Genomic DNA, 14,731 nt, shown 5'->3' with positions numbered 1-14,731 from the left:
GTCAATGGTCAATGGTCAATGGTCAATGGTCAATGGTCTGATGGTTTTCCTCTGGGCTATTGACTTTGGACTATTGACTTTGGACTACTTGTGAACTTGATGTAAAATTTCTGGCTGAATTCCCATTTCCTTGGTGTAAGGCGCGAGAAATTCATCTGGGGTGAGGTTGGCTGGATTAACAGCAACGGCTTGATTCAAGGTTTCATGACTAGCAACCAGCTGCTCTTGCATCCATTTGTCAAAATTTTCTTGACTTTCCACAACCACTTGGCTTCGCATCGCGCCGTGGTAGGGGCCGCAAAGTTCAGCACAAATTAGAGCATAATCACCAACTTTGTTGGGAGTGAAGCGAATTTCGCTCTGTCTACCGGGGATCGCATCTTGTTTTAAGCGGAATTCTGGCACCCAAAAGGCGTGGATGACATCATTAGCTGTCATATTGATTTGCACTTCTCGCCCGATGGGAACATGCAGTTCACCTGTGGTTATGCCTGTTTCTGGATAAGTAAAAATCCAGGCATATTGCAGACCTGTAACATTAACCGCTAAACTGGCTGGCTGGCCTGCTTTGTCGGGGCTGGAACCAAGAGTAGGAGCCACACTACCTACACCAGGAGCATTACGAAGTTGGGGAATTTGATCAGCATTCCGTACAGCAGCGGTGGCTGAGTCTTGCATCGCCTCATCAGATTTTTCTTGATTCAGGTTTGGTGCATTGCTAGGAGGAGTATCTGTCAAGGTAGCTGCGAGAGCGGTTCCCGCACGCTGCGCGAACGCGGCTCCGGGCATATTCATCGAACTTTGATTTATAGGCGCTTCGTGAACAGCGTGGGGATCGAAGCCACCGATTTCGTTATACACATCAAAGCTATAAACAGAAATACCGATCACAATAATTGCTGGGATCGCCGTCCAGAGGATTTCTAGAGGTACATTGCCTTCTACTGGTGGCCCGTCTTCATTGTCACCAGCACGCCGACGGTATTTAAATACAGAGTAGATTAAAACACCTTCAACAATCAAAAATATACCTACAGAAACGGTCATCATCGAGTTAAATAAACCATCAACTAAGACGGCTTCATCAGAGGCTGCTGTAGGCAACAGACCGTGATTTTGACCGTACCAAAGACTGGCTAACGTTAGTACGATGCCAATCAGTAATGTCCAGATTGAACTTGGAATTTTCACGGCTTACTTAAATTAATTGATTACGTTTTTTCAAACCTGCCCACTTACTAAGGTAGTCTAGGCTATTAAACATAAAGCCAAATGGTCTGAAATTTTTATTAATTTTTTCAGCCACTTTACTATTTCTGAGTAAAAGAGATTTATTAGATACTGACAAGGATAAATAGGGATAACTGGAAAAATTTAAGAAAAAATTTAGGTTAGGAAAATTGTTGGTCAACTGCTTATTGCTCACAACTTGAAAAATACCTAAAGCTTCAGACTAAAACCATCAGAAGTGATTCAAAGTAATAAGTGAAAGCCCATCTCTAAACTTGGCTGTATACGCTAGGGTGGAAATGGGTTGGTACGAAAAAATTAGAAATTTTAAGAGAGCTACTACCAAGATCGGCAGAAGGAATCGTTCATGAACGAATTTGTCCTAAAACAACAAAATGATGCGGCAGTTGAGCAACAAAAGCCGAAGGAAATGATTCGTCGCTTGGTGTGGAGAATGTCTATAGCCACCTTGATTTTAATGGCTATTGGCTCTGCCACCCGTGTAATGAATGCCGGACTTGCTTGCCCAGACTGGCCGCTATGCTACGGGGAACTAGTACCAGCCAAACAAATGAATCTCCAAGTATTTTTGGAGTGGTTTCACCGCTTGGATGCAAGCTTGATTGGTGTGAGCGCGATCGCACTGGCTGGTTTATCTTGGTGGCACCGTCGCTCTTTGCCTGTCTGGTTGCCTTGGGCTGCAAGCTTTGCTCTGTTTTTAATCGTGTTTCAAGGCATTTTGGGAGGACTCACCGTTACTGAACTGCTGCGGTTTGACATCGTTACCGCCCACTTGGGAACAGCACTGTTATTTTTCACCACCCTACTAGTTGTTGGTACGGCTCTGGCTCCCTATCAGGGAACTGGGAATGTAGGCAAGCTACCCTGGATTGGTTTAGCTGCGGCTATGTTGGTTTATGTGCAGAGTTTACTGGGCGCTATAGTCGGTTCTCGCTGGGCGCTACACCAATGCTTTGGTACGTCTGAACTTTGCAGCGTGATGTACAGCCATATTTTTGGGTTAGTACCACCAACAGTAGCAACCCTAGCCGTAGTTTTAATATCCTGGCGCACACCAGCCCTCCATCCAGCTTTGCGGCGACTAGCAAATATGGCTGGTGGTTTATTGGTCTTACAAATTTTGTTAGGCGTTGCTACTTTTCGTTTGCATCTGCAAGTCGAGCCGCTGACTGTCTCCCACCAAGCTATCGGTGCGGCTTTGCTTGGTACTTTGGTCGGGTTTACGGTTCTCGCATTGCGTGACTGGGCTGCTAATCGTGAAATCAACAGTTTGTCTGTAGGTTTGGCGACAAATTCTTTGCATACCCCAGCTAAAAGCTCGAATCCTTAACTAATCCTGGTTTGTGGCCAAACTGATGCGATCGCTACGATGACTGATGACTAATGGTGATAAGACATTAGCCATTAGTCATTAGTAATTCACCGCATAGAACTGGTGAAAGTCTTCCTATCTTCACCTCTGCCTGAGTTTCTCAAGCACTAGCCACTGACGCTTCAAATTCAGAAACGGCAAGGTTCAAGATTATCACCCCAGCAAAGGCATTCTGGGCGGATCACTCTCCACAATCAGACAGAGCTAAGACTAGACACACATTGTTGACAATTAAGGAAATAGAACCAAGATGATTGAGACTAATGTCTCTCGCCACCACGAAACTTTCCTCCAGGTAATTCAAAGCTATTACCAACTAACTAAACCTCGAATTATTCCCTTGCTTTTGATTACTACGGCTGGGAGTATGTGGGTTGCAGCTAAGGGACAAGTAGACCCATTACTGTTGTTAGTCACTCTGACTGGTGGTACACTGGCTGCGGCCAGCGCTCAGACAATCAACTGTATCTATGACAGAGATATTGATTACGACATGGAACGGACGCGCCATCGTCCTATGCCTTCTGGCAGAGTACAGCCAAGGGATGCGCTAATTTTTGCGATCGCTTTGGCTGTACTTTCTTTTACCCTACTAACAGTGTTTGCTAATTTATTGGCAGCTTGTCTCGCATTTTCTGGCATCGTTTTTTACATACTGATTTACACCCACTGGCTCAAGCGTCACACCACTCAGAATATTGTGATTGGTGGTGCGGCTGGGGCAATTCCGGCGTTGGTTGGTTGGGCAGCTGTGACAAACACCTTAAGCTGGCCTGCGTGGTTAATTTTTGCCATTGTCTTTTTATGGACACCTCCCCACTTCTGGGCGCTGGCGTTGATGATTCGTGATGACTACGCCAAGGTAGGTATCCCCATGCTCCCAGTAATTGCGGGCGCGACAGCCACAGTCAAGCAAATTTGGTATTATACCCTCATTACAGTCGTCGCCACCCTGTTATTGTTCTATCCCTTACATGCCAGTGGTATTATCTATGCGGCGATCGCCGCTGGTTTAGGTGGATTATTTATCCGCAAATCTTGGTGTTTATTGCAACAGCCAGAAGACCGCACTGTAGCCAAAGATGTGTTTCTCTACTCCATCTCCTACATGATGCTGTTATGTTTGGCGATGGTGATTGATAGTCTACCCATTACTCATCATTTGGTGAGTACTATTATTGCCCAGCTGCACTTGTTTAATTAGGGTAGAGCAAAATGAAAGCGATCGCACTGGTAGAATTAGGGGTGCGATCGCATTTTTCGATATTAAAAAACCACTGAGCATACCATTTCATTAATTCGTAGCAAATTAGCGTTGCAAACACTCTGCGTTACTTGGCGCTAACATCAGCGTCACTCTGCGTTTAAAAGAGTTGCTGAGTTTCTTTTGCCATGACTCCTTTTCTCTACTCAATTTCCTAAATTCCTAGATATCAACCAAAGAATCAAGCTAGTTCCCAGAACGCAAAAAATCCCTGCTAACCCAGCCAGGGGTTTTTTGTACTTACCAGTCCACCACTCTGATACTTTACCTGTGTAAGTTATGAGTTGGGCTGTATCTATAGTAGCGATCGCCCATACCAAAGCTGTATGTAATCCCCAAGCTATACCCAAACTGCCTTTATCTGCTATTCTCGCCATCACTAACATCATTCCCATCAGCCACAGTCCAGGTACTTGTGGTAAAGTTTCCTGCTGTTCCCAAACTAAATGCAGCAGCGCAAAAATAGAACTAGAAACTGCTGCTGCTATCCCAACTGAATAATCTCGCTCTAATTCAGTGAACAAAAAACCGCGAAAAACTAATTCTTCAATACCACCTACCAATAACGCTACTAAGAAAATCGGTAGCAAGATAGCTGGTAATAACTTAATATTAGACTTTTCAAAATCACACCAACCCAGGCAAAACTGTACAGCGAACATCACACCTAGGCTGAGTAATCCCAACCCAAAACCTATTCCTAAGCCACCCAGCAGGGAAGTATTTATGATTAACCCATAATCAGCAAAAGACTTTTTACATAGCAAAACTACGCCCCAAAGCACCAAGGGAGCTAATAAATAAAGTGTCACTATGAGAGGTAACTTTTGCTCTGGCTGCAAAGGTTTTGTTGGTCGCCAACCCACGTAAACAGCAGATATGACTGCTAATGGCAACCAACATACTACCCAACTGATAAAAAATGCCATCAAAACAACTGGTACTGAGGCATTTTCTAGAAATGACAGTAGGGTGTTGACTGATGGCTGAAAAAAATTTGCTAAAACAAATAAAAAAAACACGATAGACTTATTGGTTTATCTTCAAGACTCTACTAAAATTTGTGGCTTGAGCAACATGTCTAATCGTATCGTTTTATTAGTACAGAATTCTTAAACAGAGTTATTGGCTGTAATAGTAGGGATATGTAGTCCTAAAATTTGGCTGTCACTTTTCCCTACCATCGACCAATTTACTCTTCCTCGTCTAAGTCTTCATCTACCTCATCCATATCCTCTGGGGAGATGCCTTTCTTATCACTTTCACCTAGTTGAATTAGGTGAATATGCTTGTATCCCAATCTAATTTCAAATTCATCTCCAGGCTTTAAACCCATTGCCTTAGTGTAAGTTGCACCAATGACAATTTGACCATTTTGATGAACGCTAACCCGATATGTCGGTTCGCGGCCGCGGCCATCTTTAGGTGCTTCTGGACTTAAAGGAATTCCTCTAGCCGATAGCAAAGCGTCATAAAAATCAGTCAGATTGACGCGCACCTGATTGTTCTTTGTAACAGTGTAATAGCCACACTGCTTTGCTCTTTCTCTTCTGGGTAAATTAGAAAGTTCTTTTACCTTAGCAAGCAGTGCTTTTCCAGTTAATGGTGCAGTTGCAGTTTCTGTCATTACGCTCAAATTATCCTTACTCTCTCCAAACTGATAAACTATGTAGTCTAATGCCAGTATTTAACTTTTGAGTATCCGTAAAAAGATACTCAAAATTTTTGGGAAGGGTTAAATTGCTACTAATAGAGGAGCCACAAGCGCCTATTATGATACTTACCTGCAACTGATTAAAGGTTAAGGTTGTCACAGGCATTTATTTTGGTGATTTTACGGCACTTTTAACCATGATTCGCCATTGAAAACTAAATGATTTTCTCTTTTGGCGCTACTGTAGCGGTGTAACTTTAAGCCACCTTTACAAACGAGGTTGTTTCTACTCTCAATCAGAAGTAGACCCAATAAATTGCAGGTTTTCCACTTTCAGTGCTTGCCTTTATTGCTCTTGATTTGTAGGTTTTAACCGTTCTTCCTCTTAAGCTTAAGACAGCATAGTATTTGAATATGCTCTCTTGGACATACACCTTTTGTCCCAGATATAGAGACAGAAAATTTTATGTCTCTATGTTACGAAAAAACAAAGTAGTGGTCATCGCGCTTATACGACGATTAAGACTGGTTTTGTTGCTTCGTAATTTTATATTAAATACTAGCATGGACTAATAATAGCAAAATAATTGTTTAAGTTTGAATTTAATTTACAGACAAACTTTTATCTAAATCATTTAGCTTAACGAGGTAACAAGCAGTCAGGATTTTTAGACGAGTTTATTAGCTATCATACGTATTGCTGCCTCACTTTTAGAAAAATTCATCTAAATTTAGATCCGCAGTTTTGAGTGGCTGCCATTCTTTGATGTTAGAGATTGAGAATAGACAAAAATACAGAGAGCTTAAACCTCCTGGTTTATTCTCACGAGACAAACAACAGTCAAGTATTTTGAGTGTCTGTCTTTGGGAAGAATAAATATCTTGTACATCTGTCAAGTGCTTGATTAACCCAATTCGGATGTTTATTATCAGCTTTAACACTTCCCTATCACCAAAAAATCAACCTTTGGTGATTATTTCCCTGATTTCTGCAATAAGTAGATTTGAGCTATGAGCTTTGTTGATATAAAGATGTATTAAGCAGATGAAGTGTATTAAATGGGAATATTTTCGTTATATAGATAATTAACTTGAGTTAATCTCCCAAAAAAATCTTTTGTTTTTAACTCCTAAACAGCTAAGGTGAACAACAAGCTACGATCGCCTGTTTGGGAGTAGGGCTTAGAGCTTAACATAAATCTCAGACATGATGCTAATACAACTAAAATTTTAATGGTTATCCTTAAACTAGAATCGGTGGCTCTTTACTCATCAGCCTTTTAACACTAGGCCTTGAATTAAGAGCAACAAGAGTATAGCTCAATTTTCGCACCTACTAGCCTTTACTTATAATTTTTGAGGCTGGTAAAGCAATTTTAAGACTTTGGTTGGTAGCAATGGAAGTTATTTTTAAGATTATTCGGCAGCAACAAAATTCTGCGCCTGTTGTACAAACTTACCCTCTAGAGGTAGACCCTGGTAATACAATCCTTGACTGTTTAAATCGAATTAAATGGGAGCAGGATGGCACATTAGCATTTCGCAAAAATTGTCGCAATACCATTTGTGGCAGCTGTGCGATGCGAATCAATGGGCGTTCAGCTTTAGCTTGCAAAGAAAACGTTGGCAGCGAAATTGCGAGATTACAACAAATACAATCGTTGACAAATACCGCAAATTCTCATTTAGAAATCACGGTTGCACCTTTGGGTAATATGCCTGTGATTAAAGATTTAGTAGTAGATATGAGCAGTTTTTGGGATAATTTGGAGGCAGTTGCTCCATATATAAGTACAGCAGCACGACAAATCCCAGAACGAGAATTTTTACAAACACCTCAAGAGCGATCGCTCCTTGATCAAACTGGTAACTGTATCATGTGCGGTGCTTGTTATTCTGAATGCAATGCCCGTGAAGTTAATCCCGATTTTGTTGGCCCCCATGCTTTAGCTAAAGCGTATCGTATGGTTGCGGATTCTCGTGATAGCACCACAGAAAATCGCTTAGAAAATTACAACGAAGGTACTAAAGGAGTGTGGGGTTGTACTCGTTGTTTATATTGCGATTCAGTTTGTCCAATGGAAGTCGCACCCCTAGAACAAATCACCAAAATTAAACAAGAAATTCTCACACACAAACAAAAAGCTGATACCCGTTCCATTCGTCACCGTAAAGTTTTAGTCGAGTTGGTAAAAGAAGGGGGTTGGATTGACGAACGCCAATTTGGTTTACAAGTAGTTGGTAATTATTTCCGTGATCTTAGAGGATTACTCAGTCTGGCACCGCTGGGATTAAGAATGATCGCCAAAGGTAAATTCCCCTTGTCTTTTGAAGCATCTGAAGGCACCGAACAAGTGCGATCGCTTATCGAAGCAATACAACAAACAAAGTCTGAAGTCTAAAGGCTGAAACTTCATCCTTCAAACTTTATCTAGGGTCTTGGGGTATATCTAATGGTCGCCCAAAACGGTCATAAACTAAAATATCCCACTGCCCGTTATTAGTTGATTCAAAAGCAATCCGACTACCATCAGCGCTAATAGTGGGGTTACGAACTTCTGCTTGCAGATTATTAGTTAAATTGCGCGATTGGCGAGTTTCTCGGTCATAAACAAAAATAGCCGATCTCCCCTGACGACTAGCCGCAAACACAACATAACGACCATCTTGGGACACGCTAGGGTGAGAGGCGATCGTATCTAAAGCATTTAAACCCGGTAAATCAATTAAATTACGCGTCAGGGTATCAAACATATAAACATCTTGGCTACCTCGGCGATCGCTAGTAAACACAATATATCTTCCAGAAGTTTGCGGATTTAATTCCGAAGCCAAACTATTAATACTCCGTCCCCCTGGATCAAACGGATAACTCACCAACCGGGGATAACCAAAACAACCAGTTAGTAAACTACAGCAAGCAAATATAGGTATAAAAATATTGCGGTTTGTCATTAGTCAATGGTCAATAGTCAATGGTCAAAAGGCAGCAAGTCGATGGCTAAAGGATTAAATTTCAGACTTCAGACTTCAGACTTCACACTTTAATTAGGCGCATCCACCGTTGCACCATTGGGAATATCTAATTCAACATTAGGGCCACGGTCTAAAACTTCAATATCCCATTGACCACGACTGGCTGTTTCAAAAACAACGTAACGTCCATCAGGGCTAATAGCAGGATTTCGTACCCAGCCACGATAGACAGGAGTCAGAATTTGTGATTGTTGCGTAGCGCGATCGTAAAGAGCTACCACTGGTCTACCTTGGTCGCTAGTTAAATAAACAATATAACGCCCTGTGTAGCTCAAGCTAGGACTTTCACTGATTGTCTCCGAACGGTTTAAACCCGGCGTTCTGACAAATATTTGTTGTTGCAAGTCATACACCAGTAATTGGTGACTACCATTACGATTTGAGACAAATGCTAAAAACCGACCGTTGCCACTTAACGTCGGTTGTTCTTCCGCATAACGACTATTGAGAGAAGTAGGCCCAAGTGGAATCTCACTAGTACCACAAGATACAAGTAAGCTGATTAAGCCAAAAATCAGGCTCCAATGAATCGGTCTTTGGAGCCACAAAGTAGGCGTAAATTTATTCACCTCAACTGTTATTTTTTACATCGCCTCTAGCTTACATCTATCCCAACAGTTTTATACATCATCAAAATTAGTTGAATTATCCGATTCATCATCAGACCTTTCAATCGGCTTGTATGGGACATAATCTGCGGAAATGACATCATCATCTGCACTTTCGCGCCGCGAAGTTGTCTCAGCTGGTGGACGACGTTTTCTTGGTCTAGCAGGGACATCATCTTCCCGGCTTTCGGGACGCTGAGTACCGTTACTCCCACGACGAGAAGTTTTTCTCCCTTCATCGCTGGGACTTTCCCAATCATCTACTTGTTTTGTGGAAGGAGAACCCCAACTTTCTTCATCGTCATATCTATCAGTTGAACGGCTGGTAGAACGAGTAGAAGCCCGGCGGCGATTTTTATTATCACTTGTGTCTGTCCGTTCATTGCTGGGGCGACGATTTGAGCGACGGGGTGGTTGCTCCTCAGAATAATCATCACGAGTTGAGCGTTCATCTCTGCTACCGCGAATTCTGGGGCGTACAGGAGGCTCTTCTTCCTCATAAGGCAGTGGCTCGTATTCGTCTTCTACCTCAGCCTCATAGTCTCTGCGCGACTTCCTATTATATGAATAGTTATCGCTGACTTCCCGTTCTCTATCTACAATCGGAGTGTTGCGCTTGGCTTGCTGGGTAGCGATGCTACGTAGGCGAATACTTTCCACCGCAAAAAACACCGTTGTACCAACCAACAGCAACTGACCAAATTGTAGAATCGGGTCTAAGCGCCATCCTTGAAATATAAGAATAAAGCCGCAGAGTAAGCCGACAGCTGCAAAAAAGATATCTTGATCTCGTGAAAGTTCTGGGCGTACAGTTCGCATAAAATACAGCGCTGCCCCAGCCACAGCCAGGAATATTCCTAGAATACTGGCTGAGTTCGTCCCTACATTGACCTGAGCCAGAACACTGGCTGAGTTCAGCCCAAAATTTAGCATTGTTCTTTATCCCAATATCACAATCTATGTTAGCGAGTCAAAATTAAAATCACTACTTTAATTAATCACAATATAATTAAGCTCCAAAGCTTCTGGCTCAGAAGGTAGGAAGCTATTGATTGCCAGCCAAAAAATTGATTTATATCTGTCAGCTAAGTATACCCTGTCCTCACAAGGAAGATTGCTACTGTTAATGCAATTGGATAAATAGCTGACAGACAATTGGTATTAGAGTCAGTTCGACTCACCAAAAGATTATGAACGTTGGATTTTATCTTTTTGGCTAATGAAAATTAGCCCAACGGTAGCAGGGATAACAACGATCGCAGTACCCCAAGCCAGACTCCAAAGAAAATTTGCTAAAGATGGTGTCATTGTTCTCAACCTTTTTTTACACACTTCATCATAATTCTAATAGTGTAGTACTTCCTTGAGAAGCCTCTTGCTATGAGTGGTAAAACTAGAGCTTAGAAGCTAGAGACACGAAACTAGTATTTTTCAAGACTTACGTGCCATTAATCTACAATCCAAAATTTAAAATCTAAAATTTGGTTGACTGGCATTTGCAATAAAATATATATAGATTGCTTGACAAAGCTTAAAACTTCCTGACTTGCTTCTCAGAATTTTCTTTGTTCAAAAATAGTAGCTCAAACCGATGACTGGCATTAACTTGACCGTTTGGATTCTTGGCCCGCTGTTGGGACTGATGACCTTCTTATTTATTTTCCGCATTATTCTCACTTGGTTTCCACAAGTGAATTTAAATCAATTGCCTTTTAATCTTATAGCTTGGCCTACAGAGCCATTTTTGCTGCCTTTACGTAAGCTAGTACCACCCATCGGCGGGGTGGACATTACTCCCATTATTTGGGTAGGGATTTTCAGCTTGTTGCGAGAAATCCTGCTAGGACAGCAAGGACTGCTGACTATGATGTCTCGTGTCAGTTAGGGGATAGGGGAGGATGCGATCGCACTTCCGGCACCAACTTAATCATGTTTGGAGCGATCGCTCTCTGTATGAAGATCAGAAACGTTAGGGAAGCACGCATCGTTACTAACAAATAGCCGACAGTTGCCTATCCACCAGCAGGTCAAATGCCTAACTTTATGCCGCTTCAATCTTCGTTCTCACAGGCAATCTCAAGCTGCCTGTTATTGATGTGCCTCCATATACGCTCGTAGCAATTGATTGATCTGTGTCTGATAGCCTCGCCCTTGAGACTTAAACCACTCCAATACATCGCTATCAATGCGAAGTGTAACTTGAGCTTTGGTTTTTGTGGTAGGTAAACCTCGTCGCACTACTGCCTTAGCAAACATTTCTGGTGTAATTTCTGGACAGTCTGACAAATCAATATCCTCATCACTCATTGCGTCTAATCGTTGCCAATCAGTTTGAGAGTTGCTCGAAGTAGGTTCGTTGTTCATATTTCGTCGCTTTTCTTGCAGAAATAATACGAGTGCAATCTTCACGTTCTGTATAGACAACGGCAATCACTCGCCCTTGCAACAAACCGAATGTGACAAAACGCTGCTCTCCATAACTGTAACGATCATCCTCAACCGTTAAGATATCGCCGTCAAATACGGCTGGAACATCGACAAAATCGATGCCGTGTTTACGAAGATTAGCAAGACGTTTTGCTTCATCCCATTCATATTCCATAACTGAACGACAGCTACAATATCCAATTGTAGTTACAAATTGTCGTTACAACTACTATTCTAAGTAATTTTGATTGTGATTGCCCCACAGGTCACTTCAAACTGCTGTCTCAAGCAAGGGCTTGCGGTCGAACGACCTGCTTCACCCGCCGCTAGTACCCTCTCGAACTCAACCAACCATTTTGATACGCTCGGCGTGCAAGCGGATTGTTAGCCTGTTTTTGATGGACACTAAGTTAACGATCGACGGGTACCTCCCACCTCGGATAAAGCCGATTAAACGTTTCACGCTGCTGCTTGAGGTCAACTTGCGGTAAGCACTGCTCTACAAGATCGAACGTTTCCTCCACGAGTCGTTGCAACTCATGGGTTCCACTTGCAGCCTCAGATTGAAAAACGTGTTCCAACCGGGCAAAAAACTCAGGCGGCTTAATATTCATTTCTTCAATAAAGTAACGTGTCCACTTGAAGCCAGGATGATAAATGCGGTTCACCCCAAACAGCAGGTTGAGAAGCCATCGCACAATGGCACAGTTGTTTTCGTACAACATCGGAATTTCAAGGCGTTCGGTCAAGATCTGTTGACCATCGAACGGGCGAAATTTCAGATGCTTTTGAACCATTGCAACAGCAAGTTCTTCAGGATACGGAAATATCTGAGTTTGCCACTGTTTGATGATGTCTTCGCCGTGAAGAATTACTGCGCGTTGAAGATGAGATGCGATCGATTGCTTCTCAAACAACAAACCGCTTTGCGACACATCGTAACGCTCAACAACATCAATCACAATGTTGTCTATCGTATTTCGTTCCCAATGACCCGCTTCGACCTTCATGCCGTATGTGTAGAACTGCTCCAACCATGCCTGTTTTGCTTCTCCATACGGCTCAATTTCCCAACTTCTGACACCAACACTTTGCGCTGTGGCTTGTAATTCTTCAGCGGACGGCAATTGTGACCAGATGAAGGCTAATTCAAGATCAGAATACTGGTCTGAAATTCCTAATGCTGCCGAGCCAAATACAAAACACGCTTCAACTTTGGGATTAGCCGTGAAAGCAGGAGCAATTTTGTGAGCTAATGAAATTCGCCATGCGCTGTGATCAGTCATGTTGAGAATTAGAAGTTCTTCTGTTGAAACAATGTAGCGCACAGCAGGCTCACTGTTTATTATACGGAAAGTTTTCGTATAATCTTTTATCAATCCTAATATCTCAAACCTTAGGACGAACTTCAAATTCTGATCGCGCACGAAAGAAACATACCTCAAACTCGAAGAAGAAATGTGTAATTAATTTTGTTTAACTACTTATCAATTAGTCTGATGGGTTGGTTCAGGAACGTCTGATCCCTGTGGCAGCGATTTTTGCCTAACCAGATTGGCGAACAAACCAGGGCAATAGACTTTGCTTATTGATATGATGTGTCTGTCCTGAGTCAGTAGACCTCTTGCACGAATCAGGAAAACAAAGCAAGTTCATAATTGAGAAGTCCAGCAATCAAGTTGCAACGTAAGCCAAAACGTCTTCTACGGTTACGATATTGTTCTTTGAGGATACGAAAAATCTTCAGTCGGCGATGAATGTGTTCACCAAAAATACGTAGACTAGCTAGATGACGATTGTGCTGGCGTTCACAAGTGGATAAAACTTCCCCACGAGGTTTTTTAGCCGGAATACAGCTACTAGCATGGAGTCTGGCAATTCCTTGGTAGCCCTTATCGGCTAAACACAACTGTGAATTATGAAATCTGATCTGTGTATTTTTCAGTAGCCGGAAGTCATGAATACGACCAGTTCCATAGGCAGTACAAATGACTTTACCACTAGCTTGATCAACTACTAATTGTGCTTTCAAGGTGTGACGTTTTTTCTTGCCACTATAGTAGCGACGCTGTTTTTTTTGGACGTTCTATAGGGGTTTCTGTAACATCGATTACCACAACTTGTAATGAGTAGGCACTTGAATGCAGTTCTCGTTTTCCAGGTAGTCGGAACGCTCCCGACTTAATCAGAATATTTTCTACTTTCCGTACTATCCGACATACCGTTGATTCATGGATACCCCAGCTTTTGCCGATATGAAAGTATGTTCCATACTCCCGCCAATATTCCAGTGCCACCAACAAATGGTCTTCCACACTTAACTTTGGCTGACCACCTTTTTTACCAGTCCTTGCCAGTTCTGGCTTTAGTACTTCTACCATCCGTACAAAAGTGGCGATATGCACTCCGCATAACCTTTTAAATTCTGGTGGTGGCAGGTCTTTTATCTGTTCGTAGCTCATCGCTGTTCACTTTTTTGACCTGTATTTTTTCATCCTTACGCTATTCGTGCAAGAGGTCTAGTGATTGCTAAACCATAAAATAGAGCGTAGCTGATTCATGATCGCTCTTCATAAGTCTGGTGCAGCGCCTTGTTATGCTGAGGTTGGAATATTTTCGCTTGATTAATTACTCACCCAGTTGCTTCAGCATAACGGCCACCCGCACGTTTTTGTATTCAATTGTCTCGATGACATTCCAGCCGAGACGCTTATACAAGCCTCCATCTAAAGCTTCCGTTTGCAAATAAAGCTGATTGGCTCCAAAATCTTTGGCGATGGCAGTAATCTTCTCTGCCAGTGCTGTCCCTACACCGTAACCTCGGAACTCAGGGGCAACAAAAAGACCCCCCAACCAAAACTCCTTGTCTGGATAAATGCTCATCTCGTGCAGCTTGAATTGAGCAACACCCAAGATATGATCTCCTGAAATAGCCAGAATATGAAAAGGAGGATTGTCATGGTTGAGCTTGCCTTTTATCCTTTCAATCGTTTTCTCAACCGAGTTGTTGGGTATCTTGCCCCACTCTTGGTAATACAATTCTGCTACTGTTGGAATGGCAGTTTGTATATCTGCCAGAAATCTGAAGGACAAATCTTCTTCAAGGGGCGACAAGCTCC

The 14,731-nt window shown here is 42.4% G+C and carries 17 protein-coding genes; 4 read left to right on the top strand and 13 right to left on the bottom strand.

The features are described 5' to 3' along the window. Positions 1-84 precede the first annotated feature (84 nt). Positions 85-1,191, bottom strand: a complete 1,107-nt coding sequence (locus tag NCWK1_RS17420) for a cytochrome c oxidase subunit II (protein WP_103125570.1) — start codon at positions 1,189-1,191, stop codon at positions 85-87. A 406-nt stretch (positions 1,192-1,597) separates the two neighbouring features. Here NCWK1_RS17420 and NCWK1_RS17410 point away from each other — a divergent pair, with 406 nt between their 5' ends. Both NCWK1_RS17410 and NCWK1_RS17405 read left to right on the top strand, forming a co-directional pair. After that, entirely contained in the window at positions 1,598-2,581 is a 984-nt protein-coding gene (locus NCWK1_RS17410; protein WP_096583767.1) for a COX15/CtaA family protein, read from the top strand. Between the two features lie 292 nt (positions 2,582-2,873). Next, complete coding sequence (locus NCWK1_RS17405) at positions 2,874-3,827, top strand: heme o synthase (RefSeq protein ID WP_103125569.1); 954 nt, start codon at positions 2,874-2,876, stop codon at positions 3,825-3,827. Here the strand turns inward: NCWK1_RS17405 and NCWK1_RS30435 are convergent. From NCWK1_RS30435 to NCWK1_RS17395, 3 genes are all read right to left on the bottom strand, one after another. Then, positions 3,820-3,948 (bottom strand): hypothetical protein, encoded by a 129-nt coding sequence (locus NCWK1_RS30435; protein ID WP_281259132.1) that lies wholly within the window; start codon positions 3,946-3,948, stop codon positions 3,820-3,822. The genes NCWK1_RS17405 and NCWK1_RS30435 overlap by 8 nt on opposite strands. An 85-nt stretch (positions 3,949-4,033) precedes the next feature. Then, entirely contained in the window at positions 4,034-4,909 is an 876-nt protein-coding gene (locus tag NCWK1_RS17400) for a CPBP family intramembrane glutamic endopeptidase (RefSeq protein ID WP_187308172.1), read from the bottom strand. Positions 4,910-5,079: 170 nt separating this feature from the next. Continuing rightward, entirely contained in the window at positions 5,080-5,514 is a 435-nt protein-coding gene (locus tag NCWK1_RS17395) for an AbrB family transcriptional regulator (protein WP_096583771.1), read from the bottom strand. A 1,424-nt stretch (positions 5,515-6,938) separates the two neighbouring features. On the opposite strand from NCWK1_RS17395, the gene NCWK1_RS17390 reads away from it, so the two are divergent. Continuing rightward, the gene (locus NCWK1_RS17390) at positions 6,939-7,943 is read left to right on the top strand and encodes a succinate dehydrogenase/fumarate reductase iron-sulfur subunit (protein WP_187308171.1); all 1,005 of its coding nucleotides are present in this window, start codon (positions 6,939-6,941) and stop codon (positions 7,941-7,943) included. A 25-nt stretch (positions 7,944-7,968) separates the two neighbouring features. Here the strand turns inward: NCWK1_RS17390 and NCWK1_RS17385 are convergent, their stop codons facing one another. From NCWK1_RS17385 to psbX, 4 genes are all read right to left on the bottom strand, one after another. Continuing rightward, positions 7,969-8,496 carry a TolB family protein gene (locus tag NCWK1_RS17385; RefSeq protein ID WP_096583775.1) on the bottom strand — a complete coding sequence of 176 codons (528 nt, stop codon included), beginning with the start codon at positions 8,494-8,496 and terminating at the stop codon, positions 7,969-7,971. Positions 8,497-8,585: 89 nt separating this feature from the next. Then, on the bottom strand, positions 8,586-9,146 hold the full coding sequence (locus tag NCWK1_RS17380; RefSeq protein WP_103125567.1) for a TolB-like translocation protein: 561 nt from the start codon (positions 9,144-9,146) through the stop codon (positions 8,586-8,588). Positions 9,147-9,197: 51 nt separating this feature from the next. Next, positions 9,198-10,118 carry a Ycf66 family protein gene (locus NCWK1_RS17375; RefSeq protein WP_096583779.1) on the bottom strand — a complete coding sequence of 307 codons (921 nt, stop codon included), beginning with the start codon at positions 10,116-10,118 and terminating at the stop codon, positions 9,198-9,200. 255 nt (positions 10,119-10,373) lie between these two features. Next, entirely contained in the window at positions 10,374-10,493 is a 120-nt protein-coding gene (psbX, locus tag NCWK1_RS17370; RefSeq protein WP_015112477.1) for a photosystem II reaction center X protein, read from the bottom strand. A gap of 283 nt (positions 10,494-10,776) precedes the next feature. Between psbX and NCWK1_RS17365 the strand changes: the two genes are divergently transcribed. Next, the gene (locus tag NCWK1_RS17365; protein WP_096583781.1) at positions 10,777-11,070 is read left to right on the top strand and encodes a YggT family protein; all 294 of its coding nucleotides are present in this window, start codon (positions 10,777-10,779) and stop codon (positions 11,068-11,070) included. 203 nt (positions 11,071-11,273) lie between these two features. Here the strand turns inward: NCWK1_RS17365 and NCWK1_RS17360 are convergent, their stop codons facing one another. The 5 genes from NCWK1_RS17360 to NCWK1_RS17340 all read right to left on the bottom strand — a co-directional run bounded on the left by NCWK1_RS17360 (position 11,274) and on the right by NCWK1_RS17340 (position 14,726). Beyond that, entirely contained in the window at positions 11,274-11,549 is a 276-nt protein-coding gene (locus NCWK1_RS17360; RefSeq protein WP_103125566.1) for a BrnA antitoxin family protein, read from the bottom strand. Next, complete coding sequence (locus NCWK1_RS17355; protein WP_103125565.1) at positions 11,512-11,787, bottom strand: BrnT family toxin; 276 nt, start codon at positions 11,785-11,787, stop codon at positions 11,512-11,514. Before NCWK1_RS17355 ends, NCWK1_RS17360 begins: the two co-directional genes overlap by 38 nt. Positions 11,788-12,022: 235 nt before the next feature. Next, on the bottom strand, positions 12,023-12,991 hold the full coding sequence (locus tag NCWK1_RS17350) for a DUF4037 domain-containing protein (protein WP_222838792.1): 969 nt from the start codon (positions 12,989-12,991) through the stop codon (positions 12,023-12,025). 254 nt (positions 12,992-13,245) lie between these two features. Beyond that, positions 13,246-14,074, bottom strand: a protein-coding gene (locus NCWK1_RS17345; RefSeq protein ID WP_245894923.1) for an IS5 family transposase whose coding sequence is annotated in 2 segments (ribosomal slippage) — positions 13,246-13,684 and positions 13,683-14,074 — 831 coding nt in all. Because the reading frame shifts where the segments join, the coding sequence is not laid out codon by codon here. A 166-nt stretch (positions 14,075-14,240) separates the two neighbouring features. Continuing rightward, positions 14,241-14,726: a GNAT family N-acetyltransferase gene (locus NCWK1_RS17340; protein ID WP_103125564.1), complete on the bottom strand. Its 486-nt coding sequence runs from the start codon at positions 14,724-14,726 to the stop codon at positions 14,241-14,243. Positions 14,727-14,731 lie beyond the last annotated feature (5 nt).

The sequence above is a fragment of the Nostoc cycadae WK-1 genome (assembly GCF_002897135.1).
Lineage (GTDB): Bacteria > Cyanobacteriota > Cyanobacteriia > Cyanobacteriales > Nostocaceae > Nostoc_B.
Note: the sequence above shows the minus strand (reverse complement) of the source record. Positions and strands in the feature narration are given on the sequence as shown.

Excerpts from the sequence above, each read along its gene's own strand:
- NCWK1_RS17365 (WP_096583781.1), top strand. The coding sequence starts at position 10,777 with ATGACTGGCATTAACTTGACCGTTTGGATTCTTGGCCCGCTGTTGGGA.
- psbX (WP_015112477.1), bottom strand. The coding sequence starts at position 10,493 with ATGACACCATCTTTAGCAAATTTTCTTTGGAGTCTGGCTTGGGGTACT.
- NCWK1_RS17395 (WP_096583771.1), bottom strand. The coding sequence starts at position 5,514 with ATGACAGAAACTGCAACTGCACCATTAACTGGAAAAGCACTGCTTGCT.
- NCWK1_RS17410 (WP_096583767.1), top strand. The coding sequence starts at position 1,598 with ATGAACGAATTTGTCCTAAAACAACAAAATGATGCGGCAGTTGAGCAA.
- NCWK1_RS17405 (WP_103125569.1), top strand. The coding sequence starts at position 2,874 with ATGATTGAGACTAATGTCTCTCGCCACCACGAAACTTTCCTCCAGGTA.
- NCWK1_RS17385 (WP_096583775.1), bottom strand. The coding sequence starts at position 8,496 with ATGACAAACCGCAATATTTTTATACCTATATTTGCTTGCTGTAGTTTA.
- NCWK1_RS17360 (WP_103125566.1), bottom strand. The coding sequence starts at position 11,549 with ATGAACAACGAACCTACTTCGAGCAACTCTCAAACTGATTGGCAACGA.
- NCWK1_RS17355 (WP_103125565.1), bottom strand. The coding sequence starts at position 11,787 with ATGGAATATGAATGGGATGAAGCAAAACGTCTTGCTAATCTTCGTAAA.
- NCWK1_RS17390 (WP_187308171.1), top strand. The coding sequence starts at position 6,939 with ATGGAAGTTATTTTTAAGATTATTCGGCAGCAACAAAATTCTGCGCCT.
- NCWK1_RS17375 (WP_096583779.1), bottom strand. The coding sequence starts at position 10,118 with ATGCTAAATTTTGGGCTGAACTCAGCCAGTGTTCTGGCTCAGGTCAAT.